The sequence below is a fragment of the Allorhizobium sp. nf9_anc genome (assembly GCF_056323085.1).
In genome coordinates, this window is sequence record NZ_CM150481.1 from 3,644,915 (window position 1) to 3,664,313 (window position 19,399).

At 62.5% G+C, this 19,399-nt stretch carries 15 protein-coding genes; 8 read left to right on the forward strand and 7 right to left on the reverse strand.

What is annotated here, in order from left to right; genetic code table 11:
* Window positions 1-36: 36 nt before the first annotated feature.
* From AC02Y0_RS17860 to AC02Y0_RS17880, 5 genes are all read right to left on the reverse strand, one after another.
* Window positions 37-999 carry a 2-hydroxyacid dehydrogenase gene (locus tag AC02Y0_RS17860; RefSeq protein WP_476380168.1) on the reverse strand — a complete coding sequence of 321 codons (963 nt, stop codon included), beginning with the start codon at window positions 997-999 and terminating at the stop codon, window positions 37-39.
* Window positions 1,000-1,011: 12 nt separating this feature from the next.
* Complete coding sequence (locus tag AC02Y0_RS17865) at window positions 1,012-2,649, reverse strand: ABC transporter ATP-binding protein (protein WP_476380169.1); 1,638 nt, start codon at window positions 2,647-2,649, stop codon at window positions 1,012-1,014.
* Entirely contained in the window at window positions 2,646-3,782 is a 1,137-nt protein-coding gene (locus AC02Y0_RS17870) for an ABC transporter permease (protein WP_476380170.1), read from the reverse strand. The genes AC02Y0_RS17865 and AC02Y0_RS17870 overlap by 4 nt, the downstream gene beginning before the upstream one ends.
* Entirely contained in the window at window positions 3,782-4,876 is a 1,095-nt protein-coding gene (locus AC02Y0_RS17875) for a microcin C ABC transporter permease YejB (RefSeq protein ID WP_476380171.1), read from the reverse strand. The genes AC02Y0_RS17870 and AC02Y0_RS17875 overlap by 1 nt, the downstream gene beginning before the upstream one ends.
* Before the next feature lie 141 nt (window positions 4,877-5,017).
* Entirely contained in the window at window positions 5,018-6,805 is a 1,788-nt protein-coding gene (locus tag AC02Y0_RS17880; RefSeq protein WP_476380172.1) for an extracellular solute-binding protein, read from the reverse strand.
* A gap of 260 nt (window positions 6,806-7,065) precedes the next feature.
* Here AC02Y0_RS17880 and mepA point away from each other — a divergent pair, with 260 nt between their 5' ends.
* The 6 genes from mepA to AC02Y0_RS17910 all read left to right on the forward strand — a co-directional run bounded on the left by mepA (window position 7,066) and on the right by AC02Y0_RS17910 (window position 13,052).
* Window positions 7,066-8,127 carry a penicillin-insensitive murein endopeptidase gene (gene mepA / locus AC02Y0_RS17885; protein ID WP_476380173.1) on the forward strand — a complete coding sequence of 354 codons (1,062 nt, stop codon included), beginning with the start codon at window positions 7,066-7,068 and terminating at the stop codon, window positions 8,125-8,127.
* A gap of 69 nt (window positions 8,128-8,196) precedes the next feature.
* Window positions 8,197-8,595, forward strand: a complete 399-nt coding sequence (locus tag AC02Y0_RS17890; RefSeq protein WP_476380174.1) for a methylglyoxal synthase — start codon at window positions 8,197-8,199, stop codon at window positions 8,593-8,595.
* A 28-nt stretch (window positions 8,596-8,623) separates the two neighbouring features.
* Window positions 8,624-9,664, forward strand: coding sequence for a glucokinase (locus AC02Y0_RS17895; RefSeq protein WP_476380175.1), 1,041 nt, complete (start codon window positions 8,624-8,626; stop codon window positions 9,662-9,664).
* Window positions 9,665-9,764: 100 nt separating this feature from the next.
* Complete coding sequence (locus AC02Y0_RS17900; RefSeq protein ID WP_476380176.1) at window positions 9,765-11,564, forward strand: ABC transporter ATP-binding protein; 1,800 nt, start codon at window positions 9,765-9,767, stop codon at window positions 11,562-11,564.
* A gap of 6 nt (window positions 11,565-11,570) precedes the next feature.
* Window positions 11,571-12,395, forward strand: a complete 825-nt coding sequence (gene dapB / locus AC02Y0_RS17905; protein ID WP_476380177.1) for a 4-hydroxy-tetrahydrodipicolinate reductase — start codon at window positions 11,571-11,573, stop codon at window positions 12,393-12,395.
* A gap of 21 nt (window positions 12,396-12,416) precedes the next feature.
* Window positions 12,417-13,052 carry a 2,3-bisphosphoglycerate-dependent phosphoglycerate mutase gene (locus tag AC02Y0_RS17910; RefSeq protein WP_476380178.1) on the forward strand — a complete coding sequence of 212 codons (636 nt, stop codon included), beginning with the start codon at window positions 12,417-12,419 and terminating at the stop codon, window positions 13,050-13,052.
* A gap of 70 nt (window positions 13,053-13,122) precedes the next feature.
* On the opposite strand, the gene pcaD is transcribed toward AC02Y0_RS17910, so the two are convergent.
* Together pcaD and polA are read right to left on the reverse strand one after the other, a co-directional pair.
* The gene (gene pcaD / locus AC02Y0_RS17915; protein WP_476380179.1) at window positions 13,123-13,917 is read right to left on the reverse strand and encodes a 3-oxoadipate enol-lactonase; all 795 of its coding nucleotides are present in this window, start codon (window positions 13,915-13,917) and stop codon (window positions 13,123-13,125) included.
* Between the two features lie 63 nt (window positions 13,918-13,980).
* The gene (gene polA / locus AC02Y0_RS17920) at window positions 13,981-17,019 is read right to left on the reverse strand and encodes a DNA polymerase I (protein WP_476380180.1); all 3,039 of its coding nucleotides are present in this window, start codon (window positions 17,017-17,019) and stop codon (window positions 13,981-13,983) included.
* A 368-nt stretch (window positions 17,020-17,387) separates the two neighbouring features.
* On the opposite strand from polA, the gene AC02Y0_RS17925 reads away from it, so the two are divergent.
* Entirely contained in the window at window positions 17,388-17,834 is a 447-nt protein-coding gene (locus AC02Y0_RS17925; RefSeq protein ID WP_102020580.1) for a MarR family winged helix-turn-helix transcriptional regulator, read from the forward strand.
* Window positions 17,835-17,940: 106 nt separating this feature from the next.
* Window positions 17,941-19,329, forward strand: coding sequence for a dipeptidase (locus tag AC02Y0_RS17930; protein WP_476380181.1), 1,389 nt, complete (start codon window positions 17,941-17,943; stop codon window positions 19,327-19,329).
* Window positions 19,330-19,399 lie beyond the last annotated feature (70 nt).

Genomic DNA, 19,399 nt, shown 5'->3' on the forward strand with positions numbered 1-19,399 from the left:
GGCTATCGCGGTTTGTTCCGCGAATTCGGCCGTTGCTCAGTAGCCGGATGTGCGGTCGACAACGAATTCCAGCGAATTGCCGGCTTCCAGACGGGCGATCTGCGCTTCCACATGGCGAAAGAGTGCCCGAACATCCGACGCCGCTGCTGCGTGGGGCGTGACAATCACATTGGGCATCGACCAGAGTGGGCTATCGGCGGCGAGCGGCTCCTTTTCGAAAACATCGAGGGATGCTGCCTTCAGTGTTCCGTCGGTGAGGCACTCGACCAGCTCGGCTTCCTTCTGACTGCCTCCGCGACCTGCATTGAGAAAGATCGGACCACCCAAGGCGCCGCCGCGGCGGAGCTTGGAGAAGAGCGCACGATCATAGATGCCGCGCGTGTCGTCCGTCAGCGGGAGGAGGCCGACCAAGACGTCGGCTCGGTCGAGGAAGGCGTCGAGGCTTGTGGCATCGAAGGTTTCGACACCCTCAATTGCCTTCGGTCGACGCGACCAGCCGATGACATCGAAACCCATGACCTTGAGCCTGCGGACGGCGTCTGCACCGAGTACGCCGAGGCCCATGACGCCGACGGTTACATCGCGGGCTTCGGGCTGATCGGCGATCTCGTGCCAGACGCGATCCCGCTGCTGGCCGGCGTAGGCGGAGCCGTTGCGCAGGTGGTGAAGGCATTGCCATACGACCCATTCGCTCATGCGATCCGTCAGGCTGCGATCGACGAATCGGACGATGGGGAGGTCCGGCAGTTCATAGGCCGAGAGGATGTGATCGACGCCCGCGCCGCCGGAGAAGATGGCCTTCAAGCCAGACGCCCGCTGGAACAATGCCGGGTCCGGCTTCCAGACGACAGCGAATTCGGCATCCGAGAGGCCGCGGTCAGCATTCGCCGGATCGCCCATGTCGATGACAGGTCGATCCTTGAAGGCGGAGTGGAGGGCGGAGACCACGCTTTCGCGCGCGAAACGAAGGTCGATGACAACAGGGCGTTTGTCGGACATGGGGAACTCACATTATTGACGGATGCCGCCGGCCTCGACGGCTTCCAGATTGAAGGCTGCGGCCATGAGGGCGCGGGTGTAATCGGCCTTCGGGGCGGCAAAGACTTCTGCTGCAGGACCCTTTTCGACGACCTTGCCGCCGCGCATGACGATCAGCTCGTTGGCGAGAGCCTTCACCACCTTGAGATCATGGCTGATGAAGAGATAGGCGAGGTCGTGCTTAGCTTGCAGGTCGCGCAGGAGATCGACGACCTGAGCCTGGACCGTCATGTCGAGGGCGGACGTCGGTTCGTCGAGCATGACGAGACGGGGTTTCAGAACCATGGCACGGGCAATTGCGATGCGCTGGCGCTGTCCGCCGGAGAATTCATGCGGGTAGCGCCAGCGGGTGGCGGGATCGAGGCCGACTTCTTCGAGCGCCCAGGCAACGCGGCTGTCGCGCTCTTCCGCCGTGAGCTGTTTTTCGTGGACCTTCAGTCCTTCGGCGATGATCTCGCCCACCGACATGCGGGGACTGAGCGAACCGAAGGGATCCTGGAAGACGATCTGCAGGCGATCGCGCAAGGGGCGCATCTCGCTGTAGGAGAAGGCGTGGATGTCCTTGCCGATGAAGCTGATGCGGCCCTTCGACGAGATGAGGCGCGAAAGCGCGAGGCCAAGTGTCGTCTTGCCCGAGCCGGATTCGCCGACGACGCCGAGTGTCTGGCCGGCTCTGAGCGTCAGATCCACGCCGTCGACCGCCTTCACGTGATCGACGGTGCGACGGAGGAAGCCTGCCTTGATCGGGAACCATACGCGGATGTCTTCGCCCTGCATGACAATGGGCTTTGTCTCGTCCAGCAACGGCGGTTCGCCGCGCGGCTCGGAGGCGAGCAGCTTCTTCGTATAGGGATGCTGCGGGCGCTCGAAAATCTCTTCGACCGCGCCCGCCTCAACGATCTCGCCCTTGGTCATGACGCAGACGCGATCGGCAAACTTGCGGACAATGCCGAGATCGTGGGTGATGAACAGCATCGACATGCCATGCTCGGACTTCAGGCGACCAAGAAGATCGAGGATCTGGGCCTGAACGGTGACGTCGAGCGCGGTCGTCGGCTCGTCGGCAATCAGGAGCTTGGGACGGTTGGCAAGCGCCATGGCAATCATCACACGCTGGCGCTGGCCGCCGGAGAGCTCGTGCGGAAAAGCTGTCAGCCGCTTTTCCGGCTCGCGGATGCCGACCTGATGCAGCAGTTCGAGCACTCGGGTACGCGCTGGAGCGCCTTCGAGACCCTGGTGAAGCCCTAATATCTCGCCGATCTGCCGCTCGATCGTGTGGAGCGGATTGAGCGAGGTCATCGGCTCCTGGAAGATCATCGTGATGTCGTTGCCGCGCACCGCGCGGAGCTCGGGCTCGCTCGCCGTCATCAGGTCGCGGCCGTCGAAGAGGATCTCACCCGAGGGGTGGCTCGCGGACGGATAAGGCAGGAGCTTCAGGATCGACGCGGCGGAGACGGACTTGCCCGAGCCGGATTCGCCGACCAAAGCGACGATCTCACCACGGCCGATGTCGAAGGAGACGCGGTCGACCGCCAGGCTCTCCCGCCCGCCCTGATGGAAGGCGACGGAGAGATCGCGCACGGAGAGCAGGGGCTTCATATGTTCGCTCATCGGAAGGTCTTCCTTGGATCAAACGCATCGCGCACGGCTTCGCCGACAAAGATCAGCAGGGAGAGCATGATCGACATGGTGAAGAAGGCAGTGAGGCCGAGCCAGGGGGCCTGGAGGTTACGTTTGCCTTGAGCGATGAGTTCGCCGAGCGAGGGCGAGCCGGGGGGCATGCCGAAGCCGAGGAAGTCGAGCGAGGTGAGCGTCGTGATCGAGCCCGAGAGGATGAAGGGCAGGAAGGTCAAGGTCGCGACCATGGCGTTCGGCAGCAGATGGCGGAACATGATCGTCCAATTACCGACACCGAGGGCGCGGGCCGCATTTACATATTCGAAGTTTCGCGCGCGCAGGAACTCGGCGCGGACGATGCCGACGAAGCCGACCCAGGAGAAGAGCAGCATGATGCCGAGCAGGACGAAGAAGCCGGGCGGCAGGATGGCGGCGATGATCAACAGGATGTAGAGGACCGGCATCGAGGACCAGATCTCGATGAAGCGCTGCATCAGAAGATCGGTCCAGCCGCCGAAATAACCCTGCACGGCACCGGCCGTCACCCCGATCGCGGCAGAGGCGAGCGTCAGCGCGAGACCGAAGAGGATCGAGATGCGGAAGCCGTAGATCATCCGGGCCATGACGTCGCGCGCCTGGTCGTCTGTGCCGAGCCAGTTCATGTTGCCGAGCACGCAGTTCGGGTCTTCCGCCTTCAGCGGATAGGCGGCGCAGCGGGTCTCCTTGTCCATCAGCCAGAAGGGCGCGGTTGGTGCCGAATGCGGCACCTCGGAATTCACAGTGCGGTAGGAATAGCGGATCGGCGGCCAGACCATCCAGCCGTTGGCGTTGATCTCGTCGGAGATGAACGGCGACCGATAGTCCGTGACAGCGAGGAAGCCGCCGAATTTTTCTTCCGGATAATCGACGACCACGGGAAAGAGGATCTCGCCCTTGTAGGAGGCGATGATTGGCCGGTCATTGGCAATGAACTCGGCAAACATGCTCAATACGAACAGGACCATGAAGATCCAGAAGGACCAGAAGCCACGGCGGTTCGCCTTGAAGTTTTCAAGGCGGCGAGCGTTGGTAGGCTTGAGCCAGGTCTTTTTCGGCGGCGTGATGGAGGCGGTTTCGACGGCGGACATCAGACATCCCTCCGGTCGAAATCGATGCGCGGATCGATCCATGTGTAGATCAGGTCGGAGATCAGGCCGACGACGAGGCCCATCAGCGAAAAGATGTAGAGCGTGGCAAAGACGATCGGGTAGTCGCGGTTGACGACCGCGAGATAGCCGAGGCGGCCGAGGCCATCCAGCGAGAAGATGTTCTCGATCAAAAGCGAGCCGGTGAAGAAGGCGGAGATGAAGGCTGCAGGGATCCCTGCGATGACGATCAGCATGGCGTTGCGGAAGACATGGCCATAGAGCACCTGGCGTTCGCCGAGACCCTTGGCGCGGGCGGTGACGACATACTGCTTCTTGATCTCGTCGATGAAGGAGTTCTTGGTGAGCAGTGTCGTTGTTGCAAAGGCCGAGAGCAGGAGTGCGGTCAGCGGCAAAGCAAGGTGCCAGAAGTAGTCGATGATCTTCTCCCACCAGGAGAGTTCGGCGAAATTGTCGGAGGTGAGACCCCGAAGCGGGAACCAGTCGAAGAACGAGCCACCGGCGAAAAGGACGATCAGCAGGATGCCAAAGAGGAAGCCCGGGACGGCATAACCGATGACGATGACGCCTGACGTCCATACATCGAAACGTGAGCCGTCGGAGACGGCCTTCCTGATCCCAAGCGGGATGGATATCGCATAGGAGATCAAGAGCACCCAGAGGCCGAGCGAGATCGACACCGGCATCTTCTCGATGATGAGATCAATGACGGAGGTGTTGCGGAAGAAGCTCTCGCCGAAATCGAAGCGAATGTAATTCCACATCATTTCGAGAAAGCGCTCGAGCGGCGGCTTGTCGAAGCCGAACTGCTTTTCGAGTTTGGCGATCAGTTCCGGATCAAGGCCCTGGGCGCCGCGGTAACGGGAGCCGCCCTCCTCCGTTCCGGCCGACTGGTTCAGCATATCGCCGCCGCCAGACAGACGAGCGTCGGCGCTATCGCCCTGGCCGCTCAACTGCGCGATGACCTGTTCGACCGGGCCACCGGGGGCGAACTGGATGACGATGAAGGAGATGCCCATGATGCCGATCATTGTGGGTATCATCAGCAGCAGACGCCGGAGAATATAGGCGGTCATGCGCGACGTCCCGCTTCAGGGTCGGGTCTCACCATGATGTCCAAGCTCGTTTCGTCCGCCAATATCAGCCGCTCCGTTGTCCAGCGATTCGCCCCCTACATTCCTAGAGTCTCACGCTCCCGGCGCAAGCCCCGAGGCGGGTCACGGGCTTTTCGCCCACCAGATCGAGGGGAAGCCAGTGCTGTAGGTCGGCAGTTCGGCCGGGTGCTCGAACTTGTTCCAGAAGGCATAGCGGGCCGTGCCACCGTAGTAGAGCGGGATGACGTAGTCACGGGACAGAAGCACGCGGTCCATGGCTTTGGTAGCCGCGATCTGTTCATCGCGGTCGGCGGGGAAGATGATCTTTTCGATCAGGGCATCGACGGCCGGATCGGAAATGCCCGCATAGTTCTGGGAGCCTTCGCGGTTCACCGATGTCGATCCCCAGTAGTCGCGCTGCTCGTTTCCGGGGTTGAGCGTCTGGGCCCAGACGGTCCAGGTCATATCGTAGTCGAACGTGCGGGTTCGATTGGTGTATTGCGAGGGATCGACCGTGCGCACGGCCATTTCCACACCGATCTTGCGTAATTGCTGCTGATAGGGAACCGCCACGACCTCAAGCTGGGGATTGGACAGCAGGAGTTCGAAGCGGAAGGGCTGCCCAGTCTGCGAATCGACCATGGCATTGCCACGGAGCTCATAGCCTGCCTGCTTGAAGAGCTCGACTGCCTTGCGCAGATTGTCGCGCGAGGCCTGCGGAGAACCGCCGACGGGGTTGGCGTAGGGCGTATCAAAGACAGAGGCCGGAACCTTGTCCTTGAGGGCTGTCAGGAGCTCCAGTTCCTGGCCTTGGGGCAGGCCGCTGGACGCAAGCTCCGTTCCGCTGAAAAAACTACTGACGCGGAAATAGGCATTGTAGAAGACGGTGCGGTTCAGCTCCTCGAAGTCGAGGGCATAATTCAACGCCTTCCGGACCCTCTGGTCCTTGAACATGTCGCGCCGCATGTTCGGCACCAGCGCCTGCATGACGCCTGTCGCCCGGTACGGATTCTCGTATTCTTCCTTCTTGATGCGGCCATCCTGGGCAGCAGGGAAGTCGAAACCGGTTGCCCTGCGGGCGGCACGTGTCTCCTGCCAGAAATCGGTGTTGCCGGAGCGGAAGGCCTCGAACTCGACGTCGCGGTCGCCGAACATCGTGTAGGTGACATTGCGGAAGTTGTTGTAGCCGACGTTGACGTTGAGATCCTTGCCCCAATAGTCGTCGCGCAGCTCGTAGCGGATCGTGGCGCCGGCCTTGAACTCGGCGATCTTGTAGGGTCCGGAGCCCATGACCGGCTCAAGCGTAGTCCGCGAAATGTCGCGCGGCTTGCCGTCGGCGCCGTTTGCTTCCCACCAATGTTTGGCGACGACTGGGAACTGGCCGAGGATCATCGGCAGTTCGCGGTTGTTCTTCTGATCGAAGCGAAAGGTGATATCGTGGTCGCCGGTCTTTTCGGCGGAGATCACATGGCTGTAGTAGCTCATGTAGAGCGGGTTCAGCTCCTTCAGCTTTTCGAAGCTGAAGATGACATCCTCAGGCTTCACCGGCTCGCCATCGGCAAAGCGCGCTTCGGCCCGGAGCCGGAACGTGGCGCTGGAGATATCTGCCGGGAAGGAGACGCCTTCGGCGAGAAGCCCGTAACCGGTGGAGATCTCGTCGCTGGTGTCCTTGAGGAGCGTATCGAAGACGTTGGCAAGGCCGGGGGCTGCCTCACCCCTGTCGAGCACGGGATTGAACGTATCGAAGGTTCCGGTCGAGGACATACGCAAGGTGCCGCCCTTGGGCGCCTCGGGGTTCACGTAATCGAACCGGGCAAAGCCGGGCGGATACTTGACGTCGCCGAGAATTGAAACGCCGTGGCGGAATGGCTCCGCGGGTTCCTGCGCTTGGGCGATAGTGGAGGCCATCATGGGGGCCAGCCCCAGACTGGCAATGACACCCCAAATTGCAACGCGCTTGTTCCTCAAACTCATCACCCAAGATCCCCTTATTCTTTTCCGTGGTTGCGAAGCAGAATAGGACAAATGGAGGCAAAATACAGACGACTGACAGAGAAGTGAGCGTGAGCGCCTCCGCAGATTCACCCCATTTCCGTTTCAGGCTAGACTGACAGGTGATTCACCCGGCACCGCGCCGAGGGGAATCCGGACAGACCGGGGACAAACAGACGATGAAAAAGACCTGGGGCACCCGCCCGATCGCCACCGCCTTGATGCTTGCGGCGGCTTTTGCGAGCGTCATCAGCGATACGGCGCTGGCCGAGGGGCGGCCGGCAAAGGAGCTTTTCGGCGGTATGGCTTTGCCGGCGAAGGCCGCGCCCTCGCCCTATGGATCCTATGCCAAGGGCTGTATCGCCGGTGCGGTTGCTATCCCGACCGATGGCCCGACATGGCAGGCGATGCGGCTTTCGCGCAACCGTCGCTGGGGTCATCCGCAGATGATTGCGCTGCTCGAGCGCTTCTCTCGGGATGCCGTGCAGCTCGGTTGGGGATCCGGCATTCTGATCGGCGACATTTCGCAGCCGCGCGGCGGGCCGATGCTGTCGGGCCATGCTTCGCACCAGATCGGGCTGGATGCCGATATCTGGTTCACGCCGAAGCCGGCGAACCCGCTTTCAGCGCAGCAGCGCGAGGATATGCCTTTCACCTCAATGCTGCAGAAGGACAAGTTCCTGACCGTGGACCGGCGTCTCTGGACGAACACCCATGCGCAGGTCGTCGTGCAGGCGGCAAGTTATCCTCAGGTGGAGCGCATCTTCGTCAATCCGGCGATCAAGAAGAAGCTCTGCGACACCTGGACCGGCGACCGCTCGGTGCTGGGCAAGATCCGGCCGATCTATGGCCATGACGCGCATTTCCATATTCGCATGCGCTGCCCCGACGGCGCTAGCGGCTGCAAGCCGCAGGCGGCCGTGCCGCCCGGCGATGGCTGCGACAAGTCGCTGGCCTGGTGGTTCACCCAGGAGCCCTGGGCGGCGCCGAAGAAAGACCCGAACGCCAAGCCGGCTCCGAAGCCGAGAGCCATGCAGGTTTCCGACCTGCCGAAGGCCTGCGCCATGGTCCTGGACGCTCGGGGGCCATCGAGCGAGATGGAAGCGACCTATCAGGCGGGCGGCGGTTCAATGCCTGATAGCACTGCCTCGGCCTTTGTCGCGCCGCAAGCGGCAGCGGGCCAAGCCTTCGAATTGCCAGCAGTCGTTCCCGTGCCCGCCGCGCGTCCCTCGGGCTGGTGAACCATCGACCGCTGGACGTCTTTTCAAGTCCGGCAGGCTGCGCTAGATGGGTTTATCAAATCGATTTAAATGAGCTGGGGACCTGTCGTGAGCCGCACCCGTTGCATCGCCCTGATCGCGCATGACCAGAAGAAGGACGATATGGCGGAATTTGCCAGTCGTCATCAGGCCAAGCTGATGAACTGGCGGATCGTGGCGACCGGTACGACGGGCGGTCGGATCAAGGACGCGGTTCCCGAGCTCGACGTCACACGGTTGAAGAGCGGGCCTCTTGGCGGCGACCAGCAGATCGGCGCACTGATCTCGACCGGAGAAGTGGACATGCTGGTCTTCTTCGTCGACCCCTTGACTCCCATGCCCCATGATGTGGATGTCAAGGCATTGATGCGGCTTGCGACCGTGTACGACATTCCGATGGCGCTGAACCTCGCAACCGCCGACATCCTGATGCAGACCCTGACTGCCTGAGGCAGCGGGGCCCAAGACCGGACAGACCATGGCCCAGACACATCGCGACGACCAACTCCCCTTCCCGATCCTGATCGGCGACATCGGCGGCACCAATGCCCGCTTCTCGATCCTGATCGACGAAAGCGGCGAGCGGATCAGCTTCCCCAATGTGGTGAACAAGGATTTCGCCACGATCGACGATGCGATCCGCACCTGCGTTCTGGAGACGACGAGCCATAAGCCGCGCTCGCTGATCCTGGCGCTGGCCGGGCCGATCAAGGGCGACGAGGTGCCACTCACCAATTGTCCCTGGGTGGTTCGTCCCAAGGTCCTGATGGCTGATCTCGGCTTTGCCGAAGTTCTGCTGCTCAATGACTTCGAGGCCCAGGCGCTGGCGGCCGCGACACTGGAAGCCAGCGACCGGCAGAACCTTGGCTCGATCAGCGAGGCGCCGCTCGGTTCACGCGTCGTGCTTGGTCCAGGTACGGGTCTCGGTGTTGCCGGCCTCGTCAGAGCGCGGGACATGTGGTTTCCGGTTCCGGGCGAAGGCGGGCATGTGGATGTTGGTCCACGGACTGCCCGCGATCACCAGATCTGGCCGCATTTGACACCGGTGCGCGATCCGAATGCCGCCCTCGGGCGCATTTCCGCCGAGGAGCTTCTGTCCGGACGCGGGCTGATGAACATCTACCGTGCGCTCTGCAAGGCGGATGGCAATCTGACCCCGCGTTATGACGAGCCCGCCGAAGTATCGGCCGCGGGTATCTCTGGCGCAGATGCAAGGGCGGGCGAAGCGCTCAGCCTGTTTGCAACCTATCTCGGCCGGTTGGCCGGCGATCTCGCGCTGATCTTCATGGCAAAGGGTGGCGTGTTCCTGGCAGGCGGCATTTCGCCGAAAATCCTGCCGGCGCTGCAGAGTGGCGAATTCCGCGCCGCCTTCGAGGACAAGGCGCCGCACCAGGCCCTGATGCACGGCATCCCGACCTTCGTCGTCACCCATCCGCAGGCGGCCCTGCATGGGCTTGCCGCCTTTGCAACCTCACCGGCTGACTTCGGTCTGGCGACCGAGGGGCGGCACTGGCGCTAAGCGTCGAAACCGCCCGCCTATGGCCAAAGGCGCCGCGACTGGCTATAGAGCGGCGGCGCCTGCGCGGGCGTGAAAGAGCAATCGCACAGGACATTTCTTCTTGGACGCCAGGAACACCGAAAGCCGCAAGACGGACATCGAAAGCGTCTCCGCCATCCTCAAGCGCGTGATCGCGGAAAACGGACGCGAACACGTCAAAGGCTATGCCTTTGCGATCGTCTGCCTGCTGACAGTCGCGGCGACCACGGCTTTCACCGCCTGGATCATGGAGGCAGTGATCAACGAGGCGTTTGCCAATCGGCGGGCCGACCTCGTGTGGATCATCTGCGGATCGATCTTTGCCGCTTTCGTCATCCGCGGCTTTGCCGGCTACGGACAGGCCGTGACGCTGTCGAAGATCGGCAACAACATCGTTGCGCGCTATCAGCGCCGACTGTTTGGCCATCTGATGTCGCTCTCCGTCGGCTATTTTAGCGAAGCGCGCTCCGCGAGGCTGGCCGCTCAGATCAATGAGAACATCAACGGGGTTCGGGATGTCCTGAACCTCACCGTGACCTCGCTTGCCCGCGATCTGGTTACGCTTGTCGCCCTGATCGGGGTCATGCTGTTCCAGGATCTGGTTCTGACGCTGATCGTCTTTACGGTGGCGCCGCCGCTTCTGATCGGGCTGCGGTATCTCTCGAGACGGCTGCGCAGCGCGACCAAAGAAAGCATCATCCTCAATTCCCACGTTCTTGGCGCAGTCCAGGAAACCGTCCAGGGTATCGCCATCGTCAAGGCCTTCACCATGGAGGCCCAGCTGCAGGAGCGGATCCAGTCGACGATCGACCAGGCCGAATGGCGTGCCAACAAGATTGCCCAGTTGAGCGAACGCAACGGTCCGATGACGGAAACGGTGGCCGGCTTCTCGATTGCCGGCGTCATGGCCTATGCCGCCTATCAGGCGATTTATGGCGGCGTGCTTCCCGGCGCCTTCTTCTCCTTCGTCACGGCGCTTCTGCTCGCCTATGAGCCTGCCAAGCGGCTCGCGCGCCTGCAGGTGCAGATGGAACGTGCTGCCGTCAACGCGCGCATGATCTACGAAATCCTCGACACCCAGCCGCACCAGCGCGACAAGCCGGGTGCGGCAGCGCTTTCGGTGACGGATGCCCGGATCGAATTCCGTGACGTGACCTTTGCCTATGGCGCCAACCCGCCTGTGCTGCGCAAGCTGAACTTCACGGCCGAGGGTGGCAAGACGACGGCTCTGGTGGGTCCTTCCGGCGCTGGCAAGTCTACCGTCATCACGCTCGTTCCGCGCTTCTACGATCCGGCCAGCGGCGAAATCCTGATCGACGGGCAGAACATTGCCGACGTGACGAAGTCGTCGCTCCGCCAGCACCTCGCCTATGTCTCGCAGCAGCCTTATCTCTTCGAAGGCTCGATCCGCGACAACATCCGCTATGGCCGCCCCGAGGCGAACGATACCGAGATCGAGGATGCAGCGCGTCTGGCCAATGCGCATGATTTCATTCTTGCCCAACCGCAGGGCTATGATACGCCCGTCGGCGAAAACGGTGTGACGCTCTCCGGTGGTCAGCGGCAGCGGCTCTCGATTGCGCGCGCTCTGGTGCGCAATGCGCCGATCCTGCTGCTCGACGAGGCGACCTCCGCGCTCGACACGGAATCGGAAGCCGCCGTGCAGCAGGCGCTGGACGCTGCAATGGCCGGACGCACCGTCATCGTCATCGCGCACCGCCTGTCGACCGTCGTCAATGCCGACAAGATCATCGTCATGCAGGCGGGCGAAGTGGCCGAGGAAGGCACGCATCAGAGCCTTGCACAGCAGCCGGGCGGTCTTTACGCTCGACTCAACAACCTCCAGGCCGCGCCCAACGGCCCGCTCAGCATTCAGGAATAGACCCGCATGGATACGCCCATGAAGCTCGTCGTCGTCGGTGCCGCCGGTCGCATGGGCAAGACGCTGATCAAACTGATCAGCGAGACAGAGGGCGTGGTGCTGCATGCGGCGGTCGAACGGGCGGGCTCTGCCGTTGTCGGACAGGATGCCGGCGAACTGGCTGGCGTGCCAAAGCTCGGCGTTACAGTGACAGACGATCCGCTGGCGGCTTTCGTGCATGCGGATGGCGTCATCGATTTTACCACACCGGCTTCGACCGTCGAATTCGCCTCCCTCGCAGCGCAGGCGCGCATCGTGCATGTGATCGGCACCACCGGCTGCTTGCCGGAACATGAGGATAAGATCGATGCTGCCGCCCGGCATGCGCGGGTCGTCAAATCCGGTAACATGAGCCTCGGCGTCAACCTGCTCTCGGTTCTGATCAAGCAGGCAGCGCGCGCGCTCGATGCCGCCGGCTGGGATATCGAAGTGCTCGAAATGCACCACAAGCACAAGGTCGACGCACCCTCCGGCACGGCGCTGCTGCTTGGCGAAGCAGCGGCAGAAGGTCGTGGAATTTCGCTTGCGGAAAATTCCGTCCGCGTGCGCGACGGTCATACCGGACCGCGCGAGGAAGGCTCGATCGGCTTTGCCACGCTGCGCGGCGGCTCCGTGATCGGCGAGCACTCCGTGCTGTTTGCCAGCGAAGGCGAAATGGTCACCCTGTCTCACAGCGCGACCGACCGTTCGCTCTTTGCTCGTGGTGCGCTGAAGGCCGCCACCTGGGCCCGGGACAAGAAGCCCGGCCGCTATACCATGCTCGACGTGCTCGGGCTCAACTCCACCCCCTGATCGTCAAGAGAGGAATTGTCGATGACCGGTACACTCGTGCTCGTGCGCCATGGCCAGAGCGACTGGAACCTGAAGAACCTGTTTACCGGCTGGCGTGACCCGGATCTCACCGATCTCGGCGTGCAGGAAGCCAATGCCGGCGGCAAGGCGCTTGCCGATTACGGCATCAAGTTCGATATCGCGTTCACGTCCGTCCTCACCCGTGCGCAAAAAACCTGCAACATCATCCTCGAAAACGTCGGCCAGACCGGTCTTGAGACAATCAAGGACGAGGCGCTGAACGAGCGCGATTACGGTGATCTCTCGGGTCTCAACAAGGACGATGCCCGCGCCAAGTGGGGTGAGGAGCAGGTGCATATCTGGCGCCGTTCCTACGACATCCCGCCGCCGGGTGGCGAAAGCCTGCGCGACACAGGTGCGCGCGTCTGGCCCTATTACATGACCGAAATCCTGCCGCGCGTGTTGCGCGGCGAGAAGGTGCTGGTGGCTGCCCACGGCAATTCGCTGCGCTCGCTGGTGATGGTTCTCGACAAGCTGACCAAGGAGCAGATCCTCAGCGTCAACCTCGCGACCGGCGTTCCCATGGTCTACAAGCTGAATGCGGATTCGACGGTGGCTTCGAAGGAAGTGCTGGGCGACATGTCCGGCGCGCATTGAGCGCAAACTACCCTCTCCGAAATGAAAGAAGCCGCCCATGAGGCGGCTTCTGCATTTTCAGTGACTGTTCTCAGTTCGCCTGCTTGCGCATGAAGCCCTGGATCAGTTCGGCGAGCGCTTCCGGCTGTTCGACCGACGGGATATGGGCGCAATCGTCGATCACCTCGAAGCGGGCGCCGGGCACGAGTTGCGAGCCGGCCTCGACTGTTGCTGGCGGCGTGGAGCCGTCCTGGTCGCCGACGACGAAGAGCGTGGGCACGGTCACTGTCGGAAGGACGTCGGAGAAATCCGTGTCGCGCAGGGCCGCACAGGTCGAGAGATAGCCGGAGAGAGACTGGCGCGTCATCATCAGGCGATAGCCGGCGAGTTCATCCGCGCGGTCTTCGTGGAAGGCCGGCGTGAACCAGCGCGCCATGGCGTTGTCGGCAGCACTGTCCAAGCCGCCCTTCTCGATTCCGGCGATGCGCTCGGCCCAGATTTCGGCAGATCCGATCCGGGGAGCCGTGTCGCAGAGGATGAGCTTGCGGAACAGATCCGGCCGCTCGTGCCACAGACCCTGGCAGACGAGGCCGCCGACGGAGAGGCCGCAGAAGGTGGCCTTGCGGATGCCGAGTTCGTCGCAGAGGGTCGCGAGATCCGAGACCAGATCGGCCATGCCGAAGGGCTTGTCGGCACCGCCGGACAGGCCGTGGCCGCGGCTATCGTAGAACAGCACCGAGACGTCGTCGCCGAGTTCATCGAAGAGCGGCAGCCAGATGCGGAAGTCGGTGCCGAGGCCATTGGAGAAGACGATCAGGTTCTTGGCTTTCGCCTCGCCGATCAGTTCGTAATGGACGACATTGCCGTTAATGGTGGTGAAAGCCAAATCTCATACTCCTGTGGGGCTGTTTGCGCCCCGTTGTTGTGGTTCCGGCCAGGCCGGGAATTCTCAGTGCGCCTCGTCCCAATTGTGGGCGGCGCGGGCGTCGACCTTGAGCGGCACGCGCATGGACACGGCCGGCATGGCGGCATTTTCCATGATGTCGACGATCACGGGCATGGCGGCATCGACCGCTTCGTCCTCGACCTCGAAGATCAGTTCGTCATGCACCTGCAGCAGCATGCGGCAGCGTTCCGACAGGCCGGCCGCCACGAGTGCTGGTTCGATCTGGATCATGGCACGACGAATGACATCGGCGGCCGAGCCCTGGATCGGGGCGTTGATCGCAGCGCGTTCATTGAATGCGCGCATCGAGGGGTTGGAGGACTTGATCTCCGGGTAGTGGGCGCGCCGGCCGAAGATGGTTTCCACATAACCGTGCTCGCGGGCGAAGGCCTTGGTGCTCTCCATGTAGTCCTTGATGCCGGGGAAGCGCTCGAAATACTTCTTGATGTAGTCGCCGGCTTCCGAACGCTCGATGCTCAGCTGATTGGCGAGGCCGAAGGCGGAGATGCCGTAGATGATGCCGAAGTTGATTGCCTTGGCACGGCGGCGGACTTCCGACGGCATGCCTTCGACCGGCACGCCGAACATTTCGGACGCGGTCATCGCGTGAATGTCGATGCCATCGGCGAAGGCCTGGCGCAGTTGCGGAATGTCGGCGACATGGGCGAGGACACGCAGTTCGATCTGGCTGTAGTCGGCCGAGAGGAGCTTGTGGCCCGGCGTCGAGATGAAGGCCGTGCGGATCTTGCGGCCTTCGGCGGTGCGGACCGGGATGTTCTGCAGGTTCGGCTCTGAAGATGACAGGCGACCTGTTGTCGTCGAGGCGAGCGAATAGCCGGTGTGGACGCGTTTGGTCTGCGGATGGATGTATCCGGGAAGCGCGTCGGTATAGGTGGACTTCAGCTTGGTGAGCTGGCGCCAGTCGACGATCTTGCGCGGCAGCGGCGCGCCTTCGGCGGCGAGGTCTTCCAGAACCTGGGCCGAGGTGGACCACTGGCCGGTCTTGGTCTTGGAGCCGCCGGGCAGGCCCATGCGGCCGAAGAGGATATCGCCGAGCTGTTTCGGCGAGCCGATGTTGAAGCGCTCGCCGGCGAGTTCGTAAACCTCGTCCTCGGTGGCGGCGGCCTTCTGGGCGAGTTCGCCTGAGAGACGCGAGAGGATCTGGCGGTCGACGGTGATGCCGCGCTCTTCCATGTGGGCCAGCACCGGCACCAGCGGGCGCTCCAGACGCTCGTAGATGCGGGTCAGACCTTCGGCGGCCAGGCGGGGTTTCAGCACCAGCCAGAGACGCAGCGTCACGTCGGCATCTTCGGCGGCGTAGGCCGTGGCCCGATCGATGTCGACGAGGTCGAAGGTGATGGAGGATTTGCCGGAGCCGGCGACATCCTTGTAGGCGATCGGGGTATGGCCGAGCCACTTCTCCGACAGGCCGTCCATGCCGTGATTGCCCTTGCCGGCGTCGAGCACGTAGGACATCAGCATGGTATCGTCGAAGGACTGGAGCGTCACGCCATGGCGCTTCATCACCAGGTAGTCGTATTTCAGGTTCTGCGCGACCTTGAGCACGGAGGGGTCTTCGAGCAGACCCTTCAATGCCGCGAGCGCCTCCTTCATCGGGATCTGGCCATCGGCATGACCGCCGCCGAGCAGATCGCCGATACCGGTCTTGTGGGTGAGCGGGATATAGGCCGCGCGGATATCGGTCGAGCCGGGCGAGAGCACATTGTCCTGGATGGCGAGCGAGACGCCGACGAGTTCGGCCTGCATGGGATCGAGCGAGGTGGTCTCGGTGTCGAAGGCGACGAGGCCGGTTTCCCGGGCCGCGGCGATCCAGAGTTCGAGGGTCTCGATGTCGCGGATCGTCACGTAAGTGCTCGTGTCGATCGGCTTGCCGGCGAATGCGTTGGCGCGGCTTGCGACGAGATCGGCGGGTGTCTTGCCGTCGGGGCTGGCTGCCGGATCAGAGGAGGCTGCGGCGGCAGGCGCCGAGGTCGGCGCAGACGATGCGGGAACGTCGCCGGCATCAAGATCGGGGCCACGGGCAGCATCTCCCCATTCGACCGGAACAACGGCCGCGTCAATGGCACCTGCATCACAATCGCAGACTTCGGCGACGCGCCGCGTCAGTGTGGTGAATTCCATCGCCTTGAGGAAGCCGATCAGTTTCGGCCCGTTCTGCGGCTCCAGCACCAGCTCCTCGAGCTTCATGTCGATCGGCACGTCGGTGCGCAGTTCGACGAGCTTACGGGAGAGCCGGGCGAGCTCGGCATTGGCGACGATGTTTTCGCGGCGCTTGACCTGCTTGATCTCGCCGGCGCGGGCGAGCAGCGTTTCGAGATCGCCGAATTCTTCGAGAAGCTGGGCTGCGGTCTTCGGGCCGATGCCGGGGATGCCGGGCACGTTGTCGGTCGAATCGCCGGTCATCGCCTGCAGATCGATCATCTTTTCCGGCGGCACACCCCATTTCTCGATGACGTCGGGAATGCCAATCTGCTTGTCCTTCATCGCGTCGTACATGTGCACATTCGCCGTAACGAGCTGCATCAGGTCCTTGTCGGAGGAGACGATCGTGACATCGGCACCGGTTGCTTCCGCCTGGCGGGCATAGGTGGCGATGATGTCGTCGGCCTCGAAACCTTCCGTCTCGATGCAGGGCAGGTTGAAGGCGCGCGTGGCATGGCGGATCAGGCCAAACTGCGGAATGAGATCTTCCGGCGGGGCCGAACGGTTCGCCTTGTAGAGTGGGTAGATTTCCTTGCGGAAGGTCGTCGACGAATAGTCAAAGATGACGGCCAGATGGGTCGGCGTCACCCCGACATCGGTGTTGCGGGCGTCGCGCAGGAGCTTCCACAGCATGTTGCAGAAACCTGAAACCGCATTGACGGGCAGACCGTCCGACTTGCGGTTGAGGGCCGGGATGGCGTGGAAGGCGCGGAAGATGAAACCCGAGCCGTCGACGAGGAAGAGATGATCGCCTTTTTTCATGTCGGCATGGATAGCGCGGGGCGGCTGAAACGTCCATGACGGTTTGCTGTCCGGCATGCAAAATCACGCGGCTCAGACGACGGGATCTGTTCGTCGGATCACACCTAATCATCACGAAAAGCTTACCGATTTGTAATCTCGCTTTCCCTTGAAAAACCACATTCCAAGCCACAAATCTCAGTCATCGGCGCCTGATCACGCCGTAGTCTGAAAGAGGCTCGTCCCCCGCCGCTTCAGACTCGGGCAAAGGCCTTATCCCCCTCTCCGGGCCTTTGTCCCCATATTTCGGAGCCGTCGTGGCAGTCCCCGCCCTTAGCCACGACGGCTTCCGTCCCCTCATCTGAAAACCCAAAATTAGTCAGCCTCGGAAATGGATCGCATGCGATCATTCCGTAACGACGAACCACGACGACGTGTCGAGTGCCATGGCCCATGACCGTACGATCCCCGACCGCTCCGAGTCGGCCACCTGGCTGGCGAGCCAGCTGGCGCGTGGATTCACGCGAGCGCTGCAGACGCGAGCCGCAAAGCTCGGCTTCTCGCCCGGGCAGTTTCCGATCCTGATCGAACTGTGGGAGGAAGAGGGGCTGACCCAAAGGCAGCTGCTAGACCGGGTCGACGTGGAGCAGGCGACGATCGCCAATACGCTTGCCCGCATGGAGCGCGACGGGCTGATCGAGCGTCGTGCGCACCCGAGAGACAAAAGGGCGCAGCAGATCTTCCTGACCGACAAAGCGCGGGACATGCGCGAGGAAGCGCTGGCCGCGGCCGAAGAGGCGGAACAGGCGGTCTTTCAGGGGTTTCGGCGTTTCGAGAAGGAATTGCTGAAAGAATATATCCGCTGGGCGATCGCCAATGCGCGCAAGCTGTGAACGGAAATCGATCCGGCATTGAGAAAAATTCGCGGTCCCGACGCCTCGAAACGTCAGGAGGTTTGGTCTATCGTCCGCCCCACTTTCAAATTTGCAGGACATGACCATGACCGATCTCTCCCCCATCCTCGCCAAGGCCGACGAGGCCCTGCCGCAGAGCCTCGAGCGCCTGTTCGATCTCGTGCGCATTCCGTCGATCTCGACGGATCCGGCCTACAAGGCTGATTGCCGCAAGGCCGGCGAGTGGCTGGTCTCGGCGCTCACCGAGCTCGGCTTCGAGGCCTCGCTGCGAGACACGCCCGGCCATCCGATGGTGGTTGCCCATCACGCAGCTGATCAGGCCGACGCACCGCACGTGCTCTTCTACGGCCATTACGACGTGCAGCCGGTCGATCCGCTCGATCTCTGGGAAGACGATCCCTTTGCACCTGCGATCAAGGAGAAGGATGGCCGCAAGGTCATCACCGGTCGCGGCACGTCCGACGACAAGGGCCAGCTGCTGACCTTCGTTGAAGCCTGCCGCGCCTACAAAGCGGTGAAGGGTTCGCTACCCGTCAAGATCACCATCCTGTTCGAGGGCGAAGAAGAATCCGGGTCGCCATCGCTGAAGCCCTTCCTCGCTGCCAACGCCGATGAGCTGAAGGCAGACTTTGCCCTGGTCTGCGATACCAGCATGTGGGATCGCGAGACGCCGGCGATTGCTGCCGCACTGCGCGGCCTCGTCGGCGAAGAAGTCACCATCATCGCGGCCGACCGCGACCTGCATTCCGGTCTTTTCGGCGGTGCGGCTGCCAATCCGGTTCATATCCTGACCAAGATCCTGGCCGACCTGCATGACGAGACGGGCGCGGTCACCCTTCCCGGCTTCTACGATGGTGTCGAGGAGACGCCGGCCAATATCAAGGCCTCCTGGGAGAGCCTGGGGCGCACGGCGGAGAGCTTCCTCGGCGAGGTGGGCCTGTCGGTCCCCGCTGGTGAGAAGGGCCGTTCCGTGCTGGAACTCACCTGGGCGCGTCCGACGGCGGAAGTGAACGGCATCATCGGCGGCTATACCGGCGAGGGCTTCAAGACCGTGATTGCGGCCAAGGCCTCGGCGAAGATCTCCTTCCGCCTCGTCGGCACGCAGGATCCGTCCAAGGTGCGCGAGAGCTTCCGCGCCTTCGTTCAGGCCCGCATTCCGGCAGACTGCAAGGTGGAATTCCACGAGCACGGCGGCTCGCCGGCGATCCAGCTCTCCTATGATTCGCCGGAGCTGACCAAGGCAAAGAACGCGCTGTCGGATGAATGGCCGAAGCCGGCCGTGATCATCGGCATGGGCGGCTCGATCCCGATCGTTGGCGATTTTCAGAAGATGCTGGGCATGGATTCGCTGCTGGTCGGCTTTGGCCTGACCGATGACCGCATCCATTCGCCGAACGAGAAGTATGACCTCAACTCGTTCCACAAGGGCATTCGCTCGTGGATCCGTATCCTCGACGCACTCGCCAACGGCTAAGGCCAGAAAAGCAAAAAGGCCGGTCAAAAACCGGCCTTTCCTTTACGCTTCTACGCTTGCCTGCCAGTAC